A 21,323-nucleotide genomic window follows, 5' to 3' on the forward strand; every position below is an offset into this window, starting at 1 on the left:
CAGGCCGGGGGTGAGACGCGGCCAGGGAGTGCCGGACAGATGCTGCCCGCCGCGAGCGTGACACGACTCAGCTGTAGTGGCGCATGCGCGGCCACAGCTCGCGCCAGGGCTGGACGGGGTCGTGGCAGACCGTGATCGGCACGCCCTGCTCCTCGCCCGGCATCCCGCTCAGCGTGCCCGCCGGGGCGCAGCGGGCGAAGACGGTGGCGAGTCCGGCGGGCGGATAGCCGACGGACACGACCACCCGCGTCCCCTCCGGCGGCGGTCCCCACCACCACAGCTCGTTGTGGCCGCTGTAGACCGCGGGCAGCCCGAACTCGCCCGCCCAGCGGTGCAGCGCGCCGGCCTCGCCGTAGTTCGCCGCGAGTAGCACCGCACCGGCGCGCTCGGCGGCGGGCAGGCCGTTCACGACCCGGGCCGTCTGCGCCGCGACATCGCGCATGCCCACCGACTCGCTGGCCACCTCGTTCATGGCGGCGACCGGCGTTCCCCCGAGCGACGCCGCGGGGATGACCGGCAGCGCCACGACCACCGCCACCACGGCGTTGACCGCCAGCGCCGCGATCAACGCTCGCCTCCACCGCCATCCAGCCGCGCTGACGCAGCCGGCCGCGAACAGGTAGAGCAGGAACCCGCCGGCGTAGTCGGGGCGGCCTCCGGTGTAGAGGATCAGCGCACAGGCCACGGGGTAGGCGATGGCGAGGGAGCGGACGCGCCGGTTCCGCCACAGCCGCAGCCAGCCGGCCACGCAGATCACCGCCTGCACGGGCCCGAGCAGCACGATCTGAAGGGGGAGGAAGGACACGCGGTTGTCCGCACCCTCGTCGATCCTCAGCGCGTCGGCCATCTGGAACTGTGGCCAGTCGTGCGTCACCTGATAGAGCAGGTTGGGTGAGGCGATCACCAGCGCCAGGAGGGCGCCGGCCCACAGCCGCCGGTCACGCAGCACCTCGCGCGGGCCGGCCACGAGGACGCCCAGCCCGACGCAGCCCAGCAGCACCACGATCAGATCGCGGTTGTACGCCGCGATCCCGCACAGCGCTCCCGTCCAGAGCCAGTAACGCCCGTCGCCCCTGAGCAGCACCCGGAGCAGGCACAGCGTGATGGCGCTCCACAACACGAGGTCGGGAGTGAGGGTCAGCAGCGAATGACCGGCCAGCAGGGGCAGCACCGAGGTGGCCGTCCCGGCCGCGGCGAGGATCTGGGCCGCCCGGCCGCCGCTCAGTTCGCGGGCGGCCAGCGCGACGAGCACGACCAGAGCCCCGGCGCACAGGGCGGGCACGATCCGCAACGCGACGACCGTGTCACCGAAGATCGCCGTGGACACCCGGGCGATCATCGGCGTCAGCGGCGGCGTGTCGAAGTATCCGAGCCGCGGCCGCTCGCCCAGCATGCGGAAATACAGCTCGTCGCGGTGGTAGCCGTACCACGGGCTCACCGCGAGCAGCACGGCCACGGTCGCGGCGGCGATCGCGACCACGGCCCGGGGCTGCCTGGTGAGCGGAGCGCCCGTACGGACGTCTCCGCCGGGGGACGCCCCTCCGGCGCCGTCGTGCGCCGCCGGCGCGCCGCCGGTGACCTCGTTGTCCGCGATCACGCCGGCCTCCCGGAAGCCGGCGTTCGCAGTCGGTCGTCCTGCGGGCGGCCGTGAAGGGAAGGACCCCGATCGAGGGGGTTTATGCGGCGGTGGTTCGGGGGGGCGTCGTCCACGCGACCATCATCCTCGAACCGCTCCGGCCTTCCTACCCCAGAAATCGAAACGCCGCCGTCGCGGCACCGATGTCCCGGTCAGCCGACGCCGAGCAGGTCGACGACGAAGATGAGCGTCTCGCCGGGCTTGATGAGGGCGCCCGCACCGCGGTTGCCGTACCCGAGGTGCGCGGGGATCGTCAGACGACGCCGTCCGCCGACCTTCATGCCGGCCACGCCCCGGTCCCATCCGGCGATGACCTGGCCGCCGCCGAGCGGGAACTGGAACGGCTGGCCGCGGTTCCAGGAGGCGTCGAACTCCTCACCCGTGGAGAACGCGACCCCGACATAGTGGACGGTCACGTTCTGCCCGGGCCTGGCCTCCGGCCCGTCACCCTCGACGAGGTCGACGATCTCCAGGTCCGCGGGCGGCGCGCCCTCGGGATAGTCGATCTCCGGCTTCTCCAGTGCCACGTGGGTCTCCTGTTCTTTGTGTGCCCCAAGCGCTTCCCGCGCCCGGAGTTGCGGCAGGCTGACGACTCTACCGGGGACGGCCGACACGAGAACGCCTTCCCCGCGCGGGGCGGGGAAGGCGTCGCGACTCCAGAGCCGGCAGGGGGTTACGGGCGACGGCCTCTCGACAGGCCCGCCCTGTCGTCGGCACGGGCCTCCTCCGCCCGTGCCTCCTCAACCCGTGCCTCCTCAACCTGTGCCTCGTCGGCATGGGTCCTCTCGGCACGGGCCTCCTCCGCCGGGGTCTCCGCCCACGTTTCCGCACGGGTCTCCGCACGCGCCTCCGCAGGGGTTTCCGCACGCGCTTCGGCCCGGTCCTCGGTCAGCGGGTAGCCGGCGGCCTGCGGAGCGGTGTCAACCGCCGCGGCGGACGGCGTCGTGACTGGCCCAGTGGACGGCGTCGTGACCGGCCCGGCCGACGGCGGACGCTGAACCACGACGGTGTCGGCCGGCTGCACGCCGCCCTGCAGCAGCGCCTGGGCCTGGTCGAGCATGGGAGGGGCCACCAGCACGTCGTAGCGCCCGGCGACGATCGAGCTCCTGGAGGAGAAGTCGCGCGTCCCGCCGGTGAAGGCGTGGCTGGTGAAGCCGAAGGCCGCGCCGGCGATGGCGCCCCAGAGGATCGACCACAGCACCAGCCCGAAGAACGACGTCGTGGCCGAGGTGAACAGCCCGAGGAACAGGCCGACGATGAGCCCGAACACCGCACCGGTGATCAGGCCGGACAGCGCGGCCCTGCCGTTGGTGAGCCGCCCGGTGACGGTCTCCTCCAGACGCAGGTCGCTGCCGACGATCGCGGTGTTCTCCACCGGGAACCCTGCGTCCGAGAGGATGTCGACGGCGCGCTGCGCCGCCGTGTAGTTGTCGTAGCTGACCAGCAGCCGTCTGTCGGCCGCCGGACTGACCGGCCCTCCGGCCGGGGAGTACTGCATGATCGCCTCCGCGGGATAGTGCGGTCGGTACACGAACGCACTACCCCCGGAGAGCCCGATATTCCTCTACGGAATCGCGGGAGTCACCAGCTCTGGTGCAGTGGCATGCCCTCGCTGTATCCGGAGGCGCTCTGCACGCCGACCACCGCCCGCTCGTGGAACTCCTCCAGCGTGGTGGCGCCCGCGTACGTGCAGGAGGAACGCAGGCCGGCCACGATGGCGTCGATCTGGTCCTCCACGCCGGGCCGCGCCGGGTCGAGGTACATCCGCGAGGTCGAGATGCCCTCCTCGAACAGCGCCTTGCGGGCCCGCTCGAACGGCGAGTCCTCGGCCGTGCGCAGCCGTACGGCACGGGCCGAGGCCATGCCGAAGTTCTCCTTGTACTTGCGCCCGTCGGGGGCGGTGCGGGTGTCGCCGGGCGACTCGTACGTGCCGGCGAACCACGAGCCGATCATGACGTTGGAGGCTCCCGCGGCGAGCGCCAGCGCGACGTCGCGGGGGTGGCGCACGCCGCCGTCGGCCCACACGTGCCGGCCCAGGCGGCGGGCCTCGGCCGCGCACTCCAGCACGGCGGAGAACTGCGGCCGTCCCACGCCGGTCATCATCCGGGTCGTGCACATCGCGCCCGGGCCCACACCGACCTTCACGATGTCGGCGCCGGCCGCGACGAGGTCGCGCACACCCTCCGCGGTGACGACGTTGCCCGCCGCGACCGGCACGGAGGGCTCCAGCGCCCGCACGGCCCGCAGCGCCGAGATCATCTTCTCCTGGTGGCCGTGTGCCGTGTCGACCACGAGCACGTCGACGCCGGCGTCGAGCAGTTCCTTGGACTTGGCGGCCACGTCGCCGTTCACCCCGACAGCCGCCGCGACGCGCAGGCGGCCGCTCGCGTCCACGGCGGGCTCGTAGAGGGTGGAGCGCAGTGCCCCGGTGCGGGTGAGGACGCCGACCAGGCGGCCGTCCTCGTCCACCACGGGAGCCAGCCGGTGCCGGCCCTCGTACAGCGCCTCGAACGCGGTCTGCGGATCGACACCGCGCGGCAGCGTCTGCGGCGACTCGGTCATGATCTGGGAGAGCTGGGTGAACATGTCGACGCCGTGGCAGTCGGCCTCGGTCACCACGCCGACCGGGCGGTTGTCCCAGTCGACGACGATGACCGCGCCGTGCGCCCGCTTCGGCAGCAGGGTGAGCGCCTCGCCCACGGTGTCGTGGGAGGTGAGTGTGATGGCCGTGTCGTGGACGAGGTCACGGCTCTTCACCCATTCGATGACGTCGGCCACCACGTCGATCGGGATGTCCTGGGGGATGACGGTGATGCCGCCGCGCCGGGCGACGGTCTCGGCCATGCGGCGGCCCGCGACGGCCGTCATGTTGGCGACGACGAGGGGGATCGTGGTGCCGGTTCCGTCGCCGGCGGACAGGTCCACGGCGAGGCGCGACCCGACCGAGGAACGAGACGGCACCATGAAGACATCGCTGTACGTGAGATCGTAGGGCGGCGTCACATCATTGAGGAATCGCACGTTGGTCCAGCCTACGTTGTGAGCGGGTCATATCCGGCATTCCCGGCCGACGCCGGAGCAGACCCGGACACGGGATACATTGACCTCGCCTGAAAGGAGAGCATGTGATCATCGTTGACCGTCCGGAGACGCTCGTCGTCGGCTATGCCGTGCGGACGACCAACGCGGCGGAGGCGGATCCGGCCCGCGCCCGGTTGCCGGTCCTGTGGGGCCGCGCCGGAGCGCCCGGGGCCTTCGCGCACGTGCCCGGCCGGGTCGACGAGAACCTGTACGCCGTGCTGACCGACTACGAGAGCGACCACAACGGCGCCTACACGCAGATCGTCGGCGTGGCCGTCCGCACGGCGGCGCGACTGCCCGAGGGCATGGTCGCCGTACGGGTGCCCGGCGTGCCGGCGCTGCTGTTCGAGGCGCGGGGGCCGATGCCCGGGGTGCTTGCCGACACCTGGCAGCAGGTGTGGAAGCACACCGAGTCGGGCGCCGCCCCGGCCCGTGCCTTCACCACCGACATGGAGGTCCACCACCCCGGAGGCGTCGACCTCTTCGTCGCCACGCTGCCGTCGTTCGGCGAGCCCTCCGGACCTCCGGCGCAGGTTCAGGCGACGCCGGCCTGATCGCCGGCCTGGTGGTCGTCGTCGTCGTCCGGCGGCGGGTCGGGCAGCCGCCACCCGGCGACCAGCAACGGCAGCACGAGATGCGTCAGCCACACCGCGATGAGGCCGAGGGCGATGGCGGCACCCGGCACCCGGGCCGCGGGGCCGTCTCCCCACATCGAGGCGAGGACCAAGGCCACGACGAGCGTGAGGATCAGCCGCATCAGCGTGTTGGCCACCGTGTAGGCGCGCAGCCGTTCCGCGACCTGCCGCTCGTCCAGGCGGCGTTCCGGCAGCGACGCCAGTCCGCGCGTGGCGGCGTTCAGCGTCGTCACGGAGGGCAGATAGCACACGAGCGCGACGGCCAGCAGCACGAAGTTGACCGTCACAGCCGTGTCGCTCGGCGCGATGTACCAGGACACGACCGCGTCGGCCCACATCACCAGCAGGCCGGTCGCGCCCGTGGCGACCAGCAGGCGGCGCCGGGCGCGGGTGCGGTACAGCGGCACGAACATCGCGTGCTCCATGCTGCGGGCGGTGTGCGCGTGCCATCTTTCGCGCCAGCTCACAGTGTGCTCCCCAGCTTGGGGAAAGGCTTGAGGGAGAAGACGACCTCCACCGGCACCTCGAAGAACTCGGCGATCCGCAGGGCCAGGTGGAGGCTGGGGCTGTACTCGCCGCGCTCCAGGTAGCCCACCGTCTGGTAGTGCACCCCGAGCGCGGCGGCCAGATCCCGGCGCGAGACGCCGCGGTCGGCCCTCAGCACCGCGATGCGGTTGAACACCGGCTCCTCGGCCACGTCTCACCTCCGTCGGCTCTTCGCCGGCCGTCACCAGCCCCGCGGGTCCGCTCACCTTCCGCGGACCCGGCGCAGCAACCAGGGGGCTAGCACCATACCGCCGACCGCCCACGCGCCCAGAACGGCCGCCGCCCGGCCGAGCGGCCAGCTGTGCCCGAGCTCGGCGGCGAGGACGGAGTCGGGCAGGAAGACCGCGCGCAGCCCGAGGCCCTGCCAGTAGAGCGGGAAGACCTGGGCGATGCCGCGCACCACCCCGGGCATCGACTCCAGCGGGAACATCACCCCGGAGATGAGCATCAGGAGCATCGCCGGCAGGGCCAGCATCGCCGCGGCCGCCTTGGGGCCGGACACCAGGCTGCCGATCATCGCGCCGATGGGCACGACGGCCAGCGCGCCCAGCACCAGGACCCAGACGAGCGTGAACCACCGCGCGGGCGTCGCCGGCGCGCCCACTCCGGCGAGCGGTACGGCGACCAGCAGGACGAGCGCGGCGTTGAGCACGATCGTCAGCAGCGTCGTGACGGCCCGCCCGGTCAGGTAGACGCGGATGCCCCCGGGCAGCGTGCGGGCTCGCATGAGCGTGCCCTCCTCGCGGTCCGCGGCGATCAACATGGGCAGCGCCGTGAGCCCGGTCGCGAACACCGCGAACGCCAGGAACCCCGGCGTCATGAACGCCGCCATGGACACGGACGTGCCGGGCACGTTGGCGCTCCCGATGAACAGGACGAGTATCACGTAGGTGCCGACGGTCCCGGCGAGGGCGTTCAGCAGCTCCTTGCGGTCGCTCCAGAGGTTGAGCTGCTCGGTCCAGCCCCGCCGCAGTCCCAGGGTCGTCGTGTTCATCGGGTCCCTCCCACGGTCGCCGTCTCGCGCGCCGCACGCGTCTCCTCGATCAGATCCAGGTAGCTCTCCTCCAGAGTCGGCCGCCTGATCTCCAGCCCGGGGACCGGGCCGCCGTACCGCTGGTGCAGGTCCCAGGCCACGCCGGAGGGGTCGGCGGTCTCCACTTCGCCGTCCTCCCAGCGCACCAGCGACGGGACCTGCACGGCCCGCGCCAGCTCGGCCGGGCTGCCGCAGGTGACCATCCGCCCGGCCACGAGCACGGCGATCCGCTCGGACAGCCGCTCCGCCTCGGCCAGGTCGTGCGTGGTGAGCAGCACGGTCAGGCCCTCCTCGCCGGCCAGCCGCTCGATCAGCAGGTGGAACTCGCGCCGGGCCTCGGGGTCGAATCCGGTCGTGGGCTCGTCGAGGAAGAGCACTTCGGGGCGGCCGACGATGCCGAGCGCGACGTCCAGCCGGCGGCGCTGGCCCCCGGACAGCACCCCCGCCCGGTTGCGCGCCGCCTCGGTCAGGCCGAGCGCGGCGAGCAGTTCGTCCACGTCGTGGGGATCGTCGTAGTGCGCCGCGACGTGCGCCACCAGGTCGCGCACCCGCCACCGGGGGTGGTCGCGCCACGACTGCATGACCACGCCGAGTCGTGCCCGCCAGGCGTCCCCGGCGCGTGCCGGGTTCTCGCCGAGCACCTCGACCTCGCCGGACCAGCCGGTGCGGAACCCTTCGAGGATCTCCACCAGCGTGGTCTTGCCGGCGCCGTTGGGCCCCAGCAGTGTGAACACCTCGCCTCTGCGCAGGTCGAGGTCGACGCCGTTCAGAACCTGAACGGGCCCATACGCCATGCGGAGTCCGCGTACGCGGACGGCGGCGTCATGCATGCGCCCTCCAATGAAGTAGCCGTGCTCTCGAATATAGTAGGTGTACTACATTTGGTTCAAGACCTGCTTCATCGAAGGGCGGTCAGCATGATCGACTCAGGGCGTCCAGAGGGGGTCGGGGATCTCGAAACCGACCGGTTCCCCCCACTGGTTGCGGTAGGCGACCTCATGGGCGGGCCGGCGCGGGGCCACCCCCCAGCGGCCGGTCGGGTAGCCGAAGGTGACCATGCACGCCACCTGCCAGCCCTTGTCCTCGGGCACGCCGAGGATCCGCATCGTCTCCGCGCCGTGGAACAGCCCCAGCACGGACGTCAGCGCGCTGCCCACGCCGAAGGCGCGGGCGGCCAGCTGGGCGCTCCACACCGAGGGGTAGATGGAACCGCCGCTCGCGTCGTTGCGGGTGAACGCGAACATCAGCAGGGGGTAGGCCTCGAAGTGGTCGGCGAGGTGCTGGGCCGACCGCAGCACGCTGAGCGTGCGGGTGTCCCCGGTCGCCTCGGCCCGCTCGCGCATGGGCTTGTAGTGCCCCTCGAAAAGCCTGCCGAGCGCCTCCCGGTACAGCGGCCCCAGCTGGGACTTCACCTCGGGGTCGTCCACCAGCAGGAACCGCCAGCCCTGGGTGTTGCCGGCGCTGGGGGCGCGGACGGCGGCGTCCAGGATGCGTTCCTGGACCTCCATCGGGATCGGGTCGGGCTTGACCCGCCGCATGGCGCGGGTCGTGTAGAGGGCCTCGAAAAGGTCCATGAGCGGGGGACTCCTCGATTGTCGGGGAAAGGGGGAGCGGGGTCGGGGGAGCGGGGTCGGGGCAGCGCGATCGGACAGGCACGATCAGCCCGGCACGATCGGCCCCGCGAGCAAACCGGCACGATCAGCCCGGCACGATCAAACGGCCCGCTCGGCCGGAACCGTCAGGCCAGGACGGTCAAACCAGGACGGTCAAACCAGGACGGTCAAACCAGGACGGTCAGGCCAGGAGGGTCAGGCCAGGACGCCGGCGGCGCGCAGGGCCTTCGCCTCGCCGCCGGGCAGGCCCCAGGAGCTCAGGTCGTGCAGCCGGGTGGCGGGGGACAGGTCGCCGCGCGGCACGCCGGCCAGCCGGGGCGCGGGCGCGACCTGCGGCAGCCCGCCGACCTCCACGAAGGTGCCACGGGCCTGGTTGTGCGGATGCCGGACGGCTTCGCGCGGGTCGAGCACGGGGGAGACGCAGGCGTCGGAGCCCTCGAAGACCGCCTCCCACTCGGCCCGCGTGCGCGACCGGAACGCCTCGGTCAGCCGCTCCCTGATGGCCGGCCAGTTCGCCCGGTCGTCGCGGCCGGGCATGTCGTCGATGCCCATCCGGGCGAGCATCTCCGCCCAGAACTGCGGCTCCAGCGCGCCCACGGCCAGGAACCCGCCGTCGGCCGTCTCATACGTGTCGTACATGGGGGCGCCCGTGTCGAGGAGGTTGGTGCCGCGCGGGCCCCAGTGGCCGCCGTGCACCGCGCCGTAGAACATCGACAGCAGCAGCGCCGCGCCGTCCACCATCGCGGCGTCCACCACCCGGCCGCGTCCGGTGCGCTCGCGCTCCAGCAGGGCCAGCAGCACGCCGTACGCCAGCATGAGCCCGCCGCCGGCGAAGTCGCCGAGGATGTTGATCGGCGGGGTGGGCTTACCGCCCTCGCGGCCCAGCATCGACAGCACCCCCGCGATCGCGATGTAGTCGATGTCGTGCCCGGCGGTGGAGGCGAGCGGGCCGTCCTGGCCCCAGCCGGTCATGCGGCCGTAGACCAGCCGTTCGTTCACCGCGTGGAGGTCGGCGGGCCCGATGCCCAGCCGTTCCGCGACCCCGGGCCGGAACACCTCGATCACCACGTCGGCCCGCCCGGCGAGCAGCTTGAAGGCGGCGACGCCCTCGGGCGACTTCAGGTCGAGGCCGATGGTGCGCTTGCCGCGGTCCATCACGTCGCGGCGCGGGGTGTCGCTCACGGCCTTCACCCGGTCGATCCGCAGCACCTCGGCACCGTGATCGGCGAGCATCATCCCGGCGAACGGCCCGGGCGCGAGTCCGGCCAGCTCCAGCACCCGGATCCCCGCCAGCGGTCCTCGCGACTCCTCCACCGAACCCTCCTCGCAGGGGCGTCATCTCACGCGACTAGTAGAACATGTTTCTGTAGGCGTGCGAGACTGCGCCCGTGACGTGGAATGTTCTCGCGCTGCCACCGCTCCCGGAGGACGCGGTGCGCGGCCTGTTCGCCGACCTCGACGGACGCGCCGAGGTGCGCGTCCCCGCCCGGCGCGACCGCGCGGGGCTGCTGGACGCGCTGCCCGAGGCCGAGATCGTCGTCGGCGACTGGAGCGGGGCCCTGGCCCTCGACGCGGAGGCCGTACGGCTGGCGCCGCGCCTGGCGTTCGTGCAGCAGCCGGCGGTCGGCGTGGACGGGCACGACGCGGAGGCGCTGGCCCGCGCCGGGGTGCCCCTCGCCAACACCGCGGGGGTGAACGCCGCCGCGGTGGCCGAATGGTGCCTGGCCGCCGCGCTGGCGCTGCTGCGTCACCTCGCGGACGGCGACAGGGACATGCGGGCGGGGGAGTGGCCGCAGTTCGCCTACCAGCGCCGCGAGCTCGCCGGATGCCGTGTGGGAGTGATCGGCTTCGGGCCGATCGGTGCGGCCTGCGCCCGCCTGTTCGGCGCGCTCGGCTGCCGGGTCTCCTACTGGTCGCGCACGCCCAGGCTCGAGTCGTACGGCGCGGCCTACCAGGACATCGACACACTGGTGACGGGAAGTGACGTGCTCGTCCTGGCCGTGCCGCTCGCGCCGGAGACCCGCGGGCTGATCGGCGCGGAGAGGTTCGCCCGCATGCCCACGGGGTCGGTGCTGGTCAACGCGGCCCGGGGCGGGGTGGTCGACCAGGCGGCGCTGCTGGCCGCGCTGGAGTCCGGCCGTCTCGCCGGCGCGGCGCTGGACGTGTACGACAGCGAGCCCCCGGCGCCGGACGACCCGCTGCGCTCCTGCCCGGGGGTCCTGCTGTCGCCGCACGCGGCCGGGGTCACGCCCGAGGCGACGGCCCGGCTGATCCGGTGCGTGCTGGACAACCTCGCCGCGGCGATGGAGGGCCGCCCCGTGGTCAACGTGGTCAACGGCGCCGACCCGCTCGTCCGCCGGCGTCCGCCCAGGTCCTGACGGTTTCCACAGTTACACCAGGGGCGGCGGAGGCGATGAAAACTCGCAGGGTACGATCTACGCCGGTGGGCCGCCGTGAGAACACCGGATAGTTTTCGCGGGCGTAACGTGTCTACTCTGGTCTGCGCTCCCCTCCGGGGATAGCGTGCCAAGAAAGCGATCTCTACGATCCATGGGGGTGGTGTCATGCCAGAGCGCACGGCCAGTATGACCGCCCATAGCAAGGCCGTCGAGCAGATCAGGGACTCCTACGCGGCCATTCCCGAGGACTCCGCTCCCCGGCTGGCCAAGGCGACGACGAACCTGTTCCGCTTCCGCGCGCCGGTCAAGACGGCGGCGCTGTCCGCCCGCGATCTGGACCAGGTCATCCACGTGGACCCGGTGACCATGACGGCCGAGGTCCAGGGCATGACGACGTACGAGAACCTGGTGGACGCCACGTTGCCGTACGGGCTCATGCCGTATGTCGTGCCGCAGCTCAAGACGATCACCCTGGGCGGAGCGGTCACGGGCCTCGGCATCGAGTCGACGAGCTTCAAGGACGGGCTGCCGCACGAGTCGGTCGAGGAACTGGAGATCCTCACCGGCGACGGGCGGATCGTGGTGGCCCGGCCCGACAACGAGCACGCGGAGCTGTTCCACGCGTTCCCCAACTCCTACGGCACGCTCGGCTACGCCCTGCGGATCCGCATCAAGCTGGCCCGGGTGAAGCCGTACGTCAAGCTGACGCACATCCGCTTCAGCGACGCCGACAAGTGCATGCTCGCCATGCAGGAGATCTGCGAGAGCCGCGAGCACGACGGCGAGAAGGTGGACTTCGTCGACGGCACGTTCTTCGGTCCCGGAGAGCTGTACGTCACGGTCGGCTCGTTCTCCGACCGGGCGCCCTACACGTCCGACTACACCGGCATGCGGATCTACTACCAGTCGATCCGCAGCCGCGTCCGCGACTGGCTGACCGTGCGCGACTACCTGTGGCGCTGGGACACCGACTGGTTCTGGTGTTCGCGCGCCTTCGGCGTGCAGCAGCCGCTGGTCCGTTCGCTCCTCCCGCGGCGCTATCTGCGGTCGGACGTTTATCGCAAGCTCGTCGGCCTCGATCAGAGGTACGGCGTGACCGCCCGGATCGACCGCTGGCGGAACAACCCCGTGCACGAGTCGGTCATCCAGGATGTCGAGGTGCCGATCGAACGCGGCGCCGAGTTCCTGGAGGTCTTCCACGACAAGGTCGGAATGGCCCCGGTGTGGATGTGCCCGCTCAAGGCGACCGGTCAGTGGGCGCTCTACCCGCTGGAGCCCGGCCGCCTGTACGTGAACTTCGGTTTCTGGGGCATGGTTCCGCTGCCGCGCGGCCAGTACGACGGTTACTACAACCGGTTGATCGAGCGGGCAGTGCATTCGCTCGACGGCCACAAGTCGCTGTACTCCACCTCTTTCTATGAGCGGGAGGAGTTCTGGCGGCTCTACAACGGAGACGCCTACTGGCCGGTCAAAAGCGCCTACGACCCGGGCGGCCGGCTGCTGGACCTCTATGACAAGTGCGTCAGAGGCCGGTAGGCGTCGTTACGTCGGGAGAGGTGCAATGACTCTTGCGAAGATCTTCGAGAAGATCGTCGGCCCTGACGCGGGCGTCGAGTTCGTCGCCTACGACGGCAGCAAGGCCGGGTCCTCGGGGGCGGACCTCCGCATTGAGGTGAAGTCGCCGGCCGCGGTGGCCTATCTCGCGCAGGCGCCGGGAGAGCTCGGCCTCGCCCGCGCGTACATTTCCGGGCACCTCGATGTGCACGGGGACATGTACAGCCTGCTGGACCGGATGTGGTCGTTGACGATCAACGACCTGGCGCTCGGTGAGAAGGTCGCGGCGATCCGCGCGCTCGGAATCAAGCCGCTGCTGATGCGCGTCCAGCCGCCGCCGCAGGAGGCGCGGCAGAGCACGCTGGCGAAGCTGGGCAGCCGGCATGCCAAGCAGCGTGACGCCGAAGTGATCCACCATCACTACGACGTGTCCAACCGCTTCTACGAGTGGGTGCTCGGTCCCTCCATGGCGTACACCTGCGCGGTGTTCCCCGCGCCGGACGCGACACTGGAGGAGGCGCAGTACGCGAAGTTCGACCTGGTCGCCAAGAAGCTCGACCTCAAGCCCGGGATGCGGCTGCTCGACGTCGGCTGCGGCTGGGGCGGCATGGTCATGCACGCGGCCAGGGAATACGGCGTGAAGGGCCTCGGCGTCACGCTGTCGCGCCAGCAGGCCGAATGGGCGCAGAAGGCCATCGCGGAGGCCGGGCTGTCGGAGCTCGCCGAGGTCCGTTACATGGATTACCGTGACGTCCCCGAAACCGGTTTCGACCGGGTCAGCTCGATCGGCCTGACCGAGCACATCGGCAAGGACAACCTGCCGTCGTACTTCTCCTTCCTGTACGGCAAGCTCAAGCCGGGCGGGCGCCTGCTCAACCACTGCATCACGCGCCCGACCAGCACCGAGAAGACCATCAACAAGGGCGGCTTCATCAACCGCTACGTCTTCCCGGACGGCGAGCTGGAGTCGGTGGGCCACCTGATCCGCCAGATGGAGGACACCGGTTTCGAGGTCCGCCACGAGGAGAACCTGCGTGAGCACTACGCGCTGACGCTGCGCGAGTGGTGCAAGAACCTCGACGCCCACTGGGAGGAGGCGGTCGAGGAGGTCGGCCAGGGCACCGCCCGGGTCTGGCGGCTCTACATGGCCGGCTGCGTCGTCGGGTTCGAGCGCAACAAGGTGCAGCTGCACCAGGTGCTCGGCGTCCGGCTCGACGAGGGACAGTCGCACGTCGCGCTGCGCCCGTCCCTCGACTGGCCGTAAGGGTCCGCGGTTCCCTACCGCAGCTCGCGCTTGAGGATCTTCCCGGTGGCGGTCATCGGCAGGGACTCGCGGAACTCCACGATCCGCGGGTACTTGTAGGCCGCCATCGTCTCCCGGCACCACGCCACCAGCTCCTCCTCGGTGGTCGTGGCGCCGGGCTTGCGGATGACGTACGCCTTGACCTCCTCGCCGTGGGAGTCGTGGGGCACCCCGACGACCGCGGCGAGCGAGACCGCGGGGTGGGTCATGAGGACCTCCTCGATCTCCCGTGGGTACACGTTGAAGCCGCCCCGGATGATCATGTCCTTGGCCCGGTCGACGATGAAGTAGTAGCCGTCCTCGTCGCGCCGGGCCACGTCACCGGTGCGGAACCAGCCGTCCTTCATGACCTGCGCCGTCGCCTCGGGCCTGTTGTAGTAGCCCTTCATGATGTTGTGGCCGCGGACGGCGATCTCGCCGATGTCGTCGGGCGTGTTCCAGTCGGCGTCGACCAGCTTCATCTCCACGCCCCAGATCGGCGTGCCGATCGAGCCGGCCTTCGCGGGCCTGCCCGGCTGGTTGAACGAGGCCACCGGCGACGTCTCCGACAGGCCGTATCCCTCCAGGACGGCCACGCCGAACGTCGCGCTGAAGTCCTTCAGGACCTCGACCGGCAGTGCCGATCCGCCGGAGGCCGCGGTGATCAGCGAGGGCGGCACCTCGGCCGCGCCGGCGTGCACGGCGGCGAGCATGGCCCAGTACATCGTCGGCACTCCCGCGAACAGCGTGACCTTCTCGCGCTTCATCAGCGTGAGGGCCTCGGCCGGCTCGAAGCGGGGCAGCAGCACGAGCGTGCCGCCGCGCCGGAACCCGGCGTTCATCAGCACCGTCTGGCCGAAGGAGTGGAACAGCGGCAGCGCGACGAGGTAGATGTCCTCCGGCTGCCGGGGGAACATCTCGTCGCTGACGACGGCGTTCATGACCATGTTCTGGTGGGTGAGCTCGGCGCCCTTCGGCTGGCCGGTGGTGCCGCTGGTGTAAAGGATCACCGCCGTGTCGTCGGCGGAGGTCTGCACGGTCTCGAACTCGCCGGACATCCCGTCGAGGGCCGCCCACAGCGTCTCGCCGAGCTCGGACTCGGTGGCGAACGGCGTGGCCGGCAGCACGAAGAAGTGCTCGACGCCCCCGGCGTCGGCGAAGCCGGCCCGGCCCCGCTCGCCCAGCGGCAGCTCCGGTGAGCCCTCGAAGCAGAAGAATGCCTTGGCGTCGGAGTCGTCCAGGTGATAGGCGATCTCCCTGGCCTGCAGCAGCACGTTCAGCGGGACGACGGTCGCGCCCGTCTTGAGGATGCCGTAGTAGACGAACGGGAAGTACGGCAGGTTGGGGCAGGCCAGCGCCACCTTGTCGCCCCTGCCGATGCCGCGCGAGACCAGCAGGTTGGCGACCTGGCCGGCGATGGTGTCCACGAGTGAGTACGGCAGGCGCATGTCGCCGAAGACGACCGCGGTGGCGTCGGGCTTCTCCCGTGCGCTGTCTTCCAGCACGACGGCCAGGTTGAGCATCTGCCGCTCCCTTTTCTGTTGGACTCCGTGGTCCATACCAACCGGTAGGTACCTCAGCGTAACGGCTCTGGGAGCGGATTTAGAGGGTCCGTTTGCACGGGCGTTCCCGGCCCTTGACGATGCCGTGCCCACGCACGAGAGTGGTCGGCATGGACACGGCTGCCGACCTGTCCCACATCCCGTTCTGGGGGCTGCCCCGGGCCGAGCGGCACGAGGCGTTCCGGCGCCTGCGTGCGCTCGACCAGCCCGTCTTCTTCCGCGAGAACAAGATCCCCTTCATCGGCCACGGCCCCGGCTACTACGCGCTCGTACGGCACGCCGACGTGACCGAGGCGAGCCGCGACCCCGCCGTCTTCAGCAGCGAGCCGACGGCAAACAGCATCCCCGACATGCCGCGCTGGCTGGCCGTCTACTTCGGTTCCATGATCAACATGGACGATCCCCGGCACGCCCGGCTGCGGCGGATCGTCTCGCGGGCGTTCACCCCGCGCATCCTGGCCAAGATGGAGGAGGACCTGGGCCGGGCCGCCCGGGAGATCGTCGACGGGGCCGTGCGGGAGGGGCCCGGCGACTTCGTGCCCCAGATCGCCGCCCGATTACCCGTACGGGTGATCTGCGACATGATGGGCATCCCGGCCGAACATCACGACCGGGTGCTCCGCCGTACGAACACGATCCTGGCCAACGCCGACTCCGAATATTCGGGCGTCGTCGTCGACCCGTCCCGGCCGGACGCCTCATTCGGCCGCTGGACGACGGCCCGCGGCCTGGTCGCGCTGCTGCGGGCCGGGCACGACCTGAACGGGCTGGCCCGTCGCCTGGCCGCGGAGCGCCGCCGGCGGCCCACCGGCGACCTGACCAGCATGCTCGTGCACGGCGAGGAACGCCTGACCGCCCAGGAGCTCGGCTCGTTCTTCATCCTGCTGGTCGTCGCGGGCAGCGAGACGACCCGCAACGCCATCGCCCACGGGCTCAAACTGCTCACCGATCACCCCGGCCAGCGCGCGCTGCTGCTGGAGGACTTCGACGGGCGCATCGCGGGCGCCGTGGAGGAGATCGTCCGCTGCTCCAGCCCGGTCATCCAGTTCCGGCGCACCGTGACACGGGCCCACACGATGAACGGCCACGACTACCGCGCGGGCGACAAGGTCCTGCTGTTCTACAACTCGGCGAATCGGGACGAGGCGGTCTTCCGTGATCCCGACGTCTTCGACATCACCCGCAGTCCCAACCCCCATGTCGGCTTCGGCGGCCACGGCCCGCACTACTGCCTGGGCGCCCACCTCGCCCGCCGGGAGATCACCGTGATGTTCCGGGAGCTGTTCGACCGGATGCCCGCCATCCGCTCCGTGGGCGAGCCGTCCTACCTGCTGTCCAACTTCATCAACGGCGTCAAGCACATGAGCTACCGCTTCTGAGCGCCGGCCTTTGGGGGCTGTCCTGGCGATCATGAGCGGAGCCAGATGACGAGTGCCAAGTGCGCGTTTCACGCGTTCGGGTCCCAGTCTGCGAGCCGCTCCATCGGCTCGGTGTCGCCGGTGGTCCCCAGGCTGTCGAGCGGGACGCGCTCGTAGAAGTAGAGGACCAGTTCACTCGCTGCGCCTCGCATCGCCATGTCGCCCGGCTCCGCGTCGGCGGCGAGGTCGTCGCAGCGGACGCCGTCGGCGTTGAGGGTCAGGCGCCAGGAGCGGCCCTCGGTCGTGTGCAGGTCGATGGTCGCCGGCTTGAACGGCCAGGGGACGGTCGTCGCCGAGACGGTCGTCAGGAACTCGTCGACGCCCTCGACCGCGACGTCCGTCGGCAGCGGCCGTGCGGCCCCCTGGGTGAGCTGGGCGTCGTAGGTGTGGACGGCGATCTCCTGGATCTGGTGCCGGGCCACGGCTCCGCTGGTCTGCGGGGCCTGCGAGCGGCCCCACCAGGTCCAGCAGCCGCGGTCCGGGCCGGCCTCGCGCATCGCGTCGAGCATGAGCTCGGTCGACTCGGCGAGCCAGGCGTCCAGGGCTTCGCGGTCGCGGGGCGCGGTCGGGGCGCCCTTCGGGTCCGTCCTCGCCGGGGGCTCAGCGCCCGGGCCCGCCGCGACGATGGCGGCCTGGCGGCGGCGGCCGTCACCGAGGTGCTGCGCCAGTTCGCGCAGCGTCCAGTCCGGGCAGGTCGGGACCTGGACGTCAAGGTCGGGGGCGGATGCGATCGCAGCGCGGAACGCGGCCGAGCGGTCTTCGATCAGCCGCAGGACCTCGGGGAACTCCAAGATGTTTTGCACGGCGGTTGTGTATCACGGCGTTCCGGCCGCCGGGTAGTGATTTGTCGGACGAACGCGTCGACGGCCGGGCGGCGCCGGCGGAGTGAAACGAGAGCTCTAGTGGGCGTACTCGTCGCGGCGCCGCAGCATGGCCGCCAGCATCAGCGGGAACATCGCGACGTTGGCCGCGACCATCAGGGCCATGCCGTCGATCAGGCCCAGCCACAGGAGCGGGAACAACGGCACGACCGGGACGAACATCGCCCCGCACATCTCCAGGATCGGAGCCCAGGCGTGTCCGCGCACGCGCATCCAGACGGCCATGCCGGCCGACATGTCGAACGCCATCAGCAGGTAGGCGAGTTCGGGATCGTGGGCGTACGAGGGCGCCACCCCTGCCGCAAACCACAGCAGGCCGAGTGCGAACATCCCCGCGAACATCGTCTGGCCCGTGTATGCGCCGAGGCCGCCGCCCACCTGCTCGTCTCCACGTCGCTGCCGATGGCCGCGATCGCGGCCCGCTGCGGCTTCGGGACGGCCGAGGCCCTCCGTCAGGCGTTCGTAGACCTGTACGGCATCCCGCCCTCGCGCTACCGCTCGACGCAGGCGACGGCGTTGCCGTCCTCCTTCGGCACCGATACGTGACGAATCCGCGGGTGCCGCCCGCGACAGTGGCGGTGTGGTCCACCTCGTCTACCGCGGCGTCCACCAGGGGCGGCCCGGCCGGCGCAGGCATGCCCGCCTGACCCACTGCGGCTGAACCGGCGGGTGTGGCAGACTGGCAACCGAATGTGGTTCTAGTCACTCGGAAGGGCCGGCCCCCACCATGACGACACAGCCGACGGACCCCGGGAAGCGCACGGCCATCACCTCGGCGGCGGACATCGACCTGAACGACTGGGACTTCTGGGGCCGCCCGGACGAGGAGCGGGAGCACGCCTTCCGGCTGCTGCGCGACCTGGACAAGCCGGCCTTCTTCCCGGAGCCCGAGTTCAGTCTGGGCGGCATCACGGGGCCGGGCTACCACGCGCTGGTCCGGCACGCCGACATCCTGGAGGCCAGCCGCAATCCCGAGGTCTTCTGCTCGGGCGACGGCGGGGCGACCAACATCCCGGACCTGCCGGCGGAGTTCGCCGAATACTTCGGCTCGATGATCAACATGGACGACCCGCGGCACGCGCGCCTGCGGCGGATCGTCTCGCGCGCCTTCACCCCGAAGATGATCAAGCAGTTCGAGTCCGACGTGGACGCCGCGGCCTCGCGCATCGTGGACGAGCTGCTGGAGACCGGCCCCGGCTGCGACTTCGTCACCGAGGTGGCCGCCAGGCTGCCCTTGAAGATCATCTGCGACATGATGGGCATCCCGGAGAAGGACTACCGGTTCGTCTTCGACCGCTCGAACATCGTCCTCGGGGCCACCGACCCCGAATACGTGAGCGAGCGTGCGGACATCGCCCACGCGCTGCTCACCGCGGGGATGGAGCTGCAGCAGCTCGTCCAGGACCTGGCCGCGCTGCGGATGGAGACGCCCACCGACGACCTCACCTCGTCCCTCGTCAACGCCAACATCGACGGGGAGCGGCTGACGGCCCAGGAGCTCGGCTCGTTCTTCATCCTGCTCGTCGTGGCCGGCAACGAGACCACCCGCAACGCCATCTCGCACGGTATGCGGCTGCTCACGGTCAACCCGGAGCAGCGGCGGCTGTGGCTGGAGGACTTCGAGGGCCGGGCGCCGCGCGCGATCGAGGAGATCGTCCGGCTGGCCGCGCCGGTCAACTACATGCGCCGCAAGGTCACCCGGGACCACGAGATGAACGGCAACCTCTACCGCAAGGGCGAGAAGGTCCTGCTGTACTACTGGGCGGCCAACCGCGACGAGCGGGTGTTCGACGACCCGCTGCGCTTCGACATCCGGCGCGACCCCAACCCGCACGTCGGCTTCGGCGGCCCGGGTCCCCACTTCTGCCTCGGCGCCCACCTGGCCCGCCGCGAGATCACCGCGATGTTCCGCGAGCTGCTGCGGCGGGTCCCGCAGATCGAGGCGGGCGAGCCGGAGCGCCTGCTGTCCAGCTTCATCAACGGCATCAAGCACATGACCTGCGAGTTCTGATCAGCTGACCACCGGCCGGCCGGTGGTCAGCCGAGGGGCTTGATCGACCGGAAGACCGTGTTGACGTCGGGGAGCAGGTCGTTCTTGAGCTCGGGCACGGCCATGTAGACGATCGTGGGAAGGTCGGCGCCGGTGTTCACGGCCGCGATCACGACCGTGGTGGCCGCGCCGTCGGCGGTCACCTTGTAGGCCGCCGCCAGCCCGGTGAGGTTGTTGCGCGTCAGGCGCTGCTGGGCGACCTTGGCGATCTTGTTGTCCTTGGGGAACTGCGTCTGCCGCGCCCGGTACATCACCGCGTTCACCACCGGTCCCAGGTTGCCGGGTGTGGTGTACTTCGCGGCCAGCGACTGCGACAGGGGGCCCGACATCACCACGGCGAACTCGCGCTTGCCCTTGGTCGTCATGCCGGCCGGCACGTACTGCCTGCTGGTGAAGCCGTACGTCGCCTTGGTCTGAGCCGGGTCGGCGTCCGCCTGCCAGGGGCCGCCGAGCTTGGGCAGCGTGATGCGGCCGGCGGTGTCGGTGAGCACGCCGTTCACGGGGGAGGCCGTGCCCCTGTAGACGGGCAGCCGTGACGACGTCTGGGTCTGCGGCTTGGTCGTGGCGTGGGAATTGGCGGGGGACGGCTTCGCGGACGTCGCCGCCTCGGCCGCGTCGCCGGAGCTGAGCGGCCCGGCGGCGAACGCCCACACGAGCACCCCGACGAGCGCCGCGACGACCGAGGCCACCAGCGCGTACAGCCAGACCGGACGGCCGGACTCGTCGTCCTCGTACTCGTCGATGGCCTGGTAGTTCTCCCCGAACACCGTGTTCCACAGCTCCTGCTGCCGGTGGGCGGGGGGCGTCTTCGGCCCGCTGATCTGTCCCGCCGTCACGAACGGCCGGTACGGATCCTCCGGCTGGGGCTGGGGCTGGGGCTGGGGCTGGGGCGGTGTGGCGGAGGCGGGCGGGGCGGACTCGGCGAACGAGCGGACCGAAGGGGTGAACGGCGCGGCGGGCCTGGGGCGGTCCGGGCCGCCCGGGAACGGGCCCGCGTGCGGGCCGGCCTGCCCCTGACCCTGCGCTTGGCCCAGGCCCTGTCCCTGGCTCAGGCCCTGCGCTTGGCCCTGGCCCTGGCCCTGACCCGGTCCCTGCCCTTGGTGCCGGCTCTGGTCCTGGTGGCCTTGGTCCTGACCAGGGTGTGCGGGGCCCGGCATGCCGTACGTCGGCGCGGGGCCGCCGAAGCCGTCCGCACCATTGAAGTTCTCCGCACCGCCGACGCCGCCTGCGCCATTGAAGCCGTCCGCGTTCCTGAAGCCGTCCGGCGGCGGGCCGAAGTGAGGAGTGGTCCGGGACCGGTCGGGCGCGCCGAAGGCGGTGAAGGGCTGCTGCGGAGCGGTGCCGGGAACCGGGCCCGCCATGGTCGCGGTCGCGTCCGCGGGCTGCTGCGGCGCCCCCTCGACGAAGGACCGGACGGTCGGGGTGAAGGACGAGGGCGGAGGCACCTCGGGCCAGGCCGGCGGGATCTCCGGCCACGCCGGCTCCCGCTGGTGTTCACTGCGGTCCGTGGGCACGGTACCTCCCGAGATCATGCCCGAATTGGGGGTGCCTGGCATGATCTCATGCGCGCCGGGGGCTGCCGCAGCGAAACCGCGGAATGCCTCGCGGAACTGCTCACCCGTGGGGTCGGTGG

At 71.2% G+C, this 21,323-nt stretch carries 21 protein-coding genes; 7 read left to right on the forward strand and 14 right to left on the reverse strand.

Annotated features, from left to right (window positions below; all coding sequences use genetic code 11):
* Positions 1-67: 67 nt before the first annotated feature.
* The 4 genes from ACGFIB_RS09790 to ACGFIB_RS09805 all read right to left on the reverse strand — a co-directional run bounded on the left by ACGFIB_RS09790 (position 68) and on the right by ACGFIB_RS09805 (position 4,657).
* Positions 68-1,597, reverse strand: coding sequence for a glycosyltransferase family 39 protein (locus ACGFIB_RS09790; protein ID WP_393370175.1), 1,530 nt, complete (start codon positions 1,595-1,597; stop codon positions 68-70).
* 191 nt (positions 1,598-1,788) lie between these two features.
* Positions 1,789-2,163: an FKBP-type peptidyl-prolyl cis-trans isomerase gene (locus ACGFIB_RS09795; protein WP_142573154.1), complete on the reverse strand. Its 375-nt coding sequence runs from the start codon at positions 2,161-2,163 to the stop codon at positions 1,789-1,791.
* 146 nt (positions 2,164-2,309) lie between these two features.
* On the reverse strand, positions 2,310-3,167 hold the full coding sequence (locus ACGFIB_RS09800) for a general stress protein (protein WP_393370178.1): 858 nt from the start codon (positions 3,165-3,167) through the stop codon (positions 2,310-2,312).
* Positions 3,168-3,217: 50 nt separating this feature from the next.
* Positions 3,218-4,657: a GuaB1 family IMP dehydrogenase-related protein gene (locus tag ACGFIB_RS09805; protein ID WP_357257365.1), complete on the reverse strand. Its 1,440-nt coding sequence runs from the start codon at positions 4,655-4,657 to the stop codon at positions 3,218-3,220.
* A 104-nt stretch (positions 4,658-4,761) separates the two neighbouring features.
* Between ACGFIB_RS09805 and ACGFIB_RS09810 the strand changes: the two genes are divergently transcribed.
* Positions 4,762-5,271, forward strand: coding sequence for a GyrI-like domain-containing protein (locus tag ACGFIB_RS09810; protein ID WP_393370182.1), 510 nt, complete (start codon positions 4,762-4,764; stop codon positions 5,269-5,271).
* On the opposite strand, the gene ACGFIB_RS09815 is transcribed toward ACGFIB_RS09810, so the two are convergent.
* The 6 genes from ACGFIB_RS09815 to ACGFIB_RS09840 all read right to left on the reverse strand — a co-directional run bounded on the left by ACGFIB_RS09815 (position 5,253) and on the right by ACGFIB_RS09840 (position 9,858).
* Complete coding sequence (locus ACGFIB_RS09815) at positions 5,253-5,819, reverse strand: hypothetical protein (protein WP_357257363.1); 567 nt, start codon at positions 5,817-5,819, stop codon at positions 5,253-5,255. The two genes, ACGFIB_RS09810 and ACGFIB_RS09815, sit on opposite strands and share 19 nt — an antisense overlap.
* A complete protein-coding gene (locus tag ACGFIB_RS09820; protein ID WP_030505780.1) occupies positions 5,816-6,049 on the reverse strand; it encodes a helix-turn-helix transcriptional regulator in 234 nt (77 codons plus the stop codon). The genes ACGFIB_RS09815 and ACGFIB_RS09820 overlap by 4 nt, the downstream gene beginning before the upstream one ends.
* Positions 6,050-6,100: 51 nt before the next feature.
* Positions 6,101-6,892, reverse strand: coding sequence for an ABC transporter permease (locus ACGFIB_RS09825; RefSeq protein ID WP_142573145.1), 792 nt, complete (start codon positions 6,890-6,892; stop codon positions 6,101-6,103).
* The gene (locus tag ACGFIB_RS09830; protein WP_142573143.1) at positions 6,889-7,761 is read right to left on the reverse strand and encodes an ABC transporter ATP-binding protein; all 873 of its coding nucleotides are present in this window, start codon (positions 7,759-7,761) and stop codon (positions 6,889-6,891) included. The genes ACGFIB_RS09825 and ACGFIB_RS09830 overlap by 4 nt, the downstream gene beginning before the upstream one ends.
* A 96-nt stretch (positions 7,762-7,857) precedes the next feature.
* Positions 7,858-8,505, reverse strand: coding sequence for a nitroreductase family protein (locus ACGFIB_RS09835; protein WP_142573141.1), 648 nt, complete (start codon positions 8,503-8,505; stop codon positions 7,858-7,860).
* Positions 8,506-8,739: 234 nt separating this feature from the next.
* Entirely contained in the window at positions 8,740-9,858 is a 1,119-nt protein-coding gene (locus tag ACGFIB_RS09840; protein WP_393370187.1) for a CaiB/BaiF CoA transferase family protein, read from the reverse strand.
* A 74-nt stretch (positions 9,859-9,932) separates the two neighbouring features.
* Here ACGFIB_RS09840 and ACGFIB_RS09845 point away from each other — a divergent pair, with 74 nt between their 5' ends.
* The 3 genes from ACGFIB_RS09845 to ACGFIB_RS09855 all read left to right on the forward strand — a co-directional run bounded on the left by ACGFIB_RS09845 (position 9,933) and on the right by ACGFIB_RS09855 (position 13,761).
* Complete coding sequence (locus ACGFIB_RS09845) at positions 9,933-10,922, forward strand: 2-hydroxyacid dehydrogenase (protein WP_393370190.1); 990 nt, start codon at positions 9,933-9,935, stop codon at positions 10,920-10,922.
* Positions 10,923-11,108: 186 nt separating this feature from the next.
* Complete coding sequence (locus ACGFIB_RS09850) at positions 11,109-12,479, forward strand: FAD-binding oxidoreductase (RefSeq protein WP_167748360.1); 1,371 nt, start codon at positions 11,109-11,111, stop codon at positions 12,477-12,479.
* A gap of 25 nt (positions 12,480-12,504) precedes the next feature.
* Complete coding sequence (locus ACGFIB_RS09855) at positions 12,505-13,761, forward strand: class I SAM-dependent methyltransferase (protein ID WP_357245783.1); 1,257 nt, start codon at positions 12,505-12,507, stop codon at positions 13,759-13,761.
* Between the two features lie 14 nt (positions 13,762-13,775).
* On the opposite strand, the gene ACGFIB_RS09860 is transcribed toward ACGFIB_RS09855, so the two are convergent.
* Positions 13,776-15,302, reverse strand: coding sequence for a long-chain-fatty-acid--CoA ligase (locus ACGFIB_RS09860; RefSeq protein ID WP_393370195.1), 1,527 nt, complete (start codon positions 15,300-15,302; stop codon positions 13,776-13,778).
* 149 nt (positions 15,303-15,451) lie between these two features.
* Between ACGFIB_RS09860 and ACGFIB_RS09865 the strand changes: the two genes are divergently transcribed.
* Positions 15,452-16,720 (forward strand): cytochrome P450, encoded by a 1,269-nt coding sequence (locus ACGFIB_RS09865; protein WP_393370198.1) that lies wholly within the window; start codon positions 15,452-15,454, stop codon positions 16,718-16,720.
* A gap of 68 nt (positions 16,721-16,788) precedes the next feature.
* Here ACGFIB_RS09865 and ACGFIB_RS09870 read toward each other — a convergent pair whose 3' ends face one another.
* Both ACGFIB_RS09870 and ACGFIB_RS09875 read right to left on the reverse strand, forming a co-directional pair.
* Positions 16,789-17,562, reverse strand: a complete 774-nt coding sequence (locus ACGFIB_RS09870; protein WP_393370201.1) for a maleylpyruvate isomerase family mycothiol-dependent enzyme — start codon at positions 17,560-17,562, stop codon at positions 16,789-16,791.
* A gap of 96 nt (positions 17,563-17,658) precedes the next feature.
* Positions 17,659-18,018, reverse strand: a complete 360-nt coding sequence (locus tag ACGFIB_RS09875) for a hypothetical protein (RefSeq protein ID WP_393370205.1) — start codon at positions 18,016-18,018, stop codon at positions 17,659-17,661.
* Here ACGFIB_RS09875 and ACGFIB_RS09880 point away from each other — a divergent pair.
* Together ACGFIB_RS09880 and ACGFIB_RS09885 are read left to right on the forward strand one after the other, a co-directional pair.
* The gene (locus tag ACGFIB_RS09880) at positions 17,914-18,186 is read left to right on the forward strand and encodes a helix-turn-helix domain-containing protein (protein ID WP_357257349.1); all 273 of its coding nucleotides are present in this window, start codon (positions 17,914-17,916) and stop codon (positions 18,184-18,186) included. The two genes, ACGFIB_RS09875 and ACGFIB_RS09880, sit on opposite strands and share 105 nt — an antisense overlap.
* A 181-nt stretch (positions 18,187-18,367) precedes the next feature.
* Complete coding sequence (locus ACGFIB_RS09885) at positions 18,368-19,651, forward strand: cytochrome P450 (RefSeq protein WP_191051220.1); 1,284 nt, start codon at positions 18,368-18,370, stop codon at positions 19,649-19,651.
* 26 nt (positions 19,652-19,677) lie between these two features.
* Here ACGFIB_RS09885 and ACGFIB_RS09890 read toward each other — a convergent pair whose 3' ends face one another.
* The gene (locus tag ACGFIB_RS09890; RefSeq protein ID WP_393370210.1) at positions 19,678-21,204 is read right to left on the reverse strand and encodes a hypothetical protein; all 1,527 of its coding nucleotides are present in this window, start codon (positions 21,202-21,204) and stop codon (positions 19,678-19,680) included.
* Between the last annotated feature and the right edge of the window lie 119 nt (positions 21,205-21,323).

Source organism: Microbispora bryophytorum (assembly GCF_043197435.1).
GTDB classification, from domain to species: domain Bacteria; phylum Actinomycetota; class Actinomycetes; order Streptosporangiales; family Streptosporangiaceae; genus Microbispora; species Microbispora bryophytorum.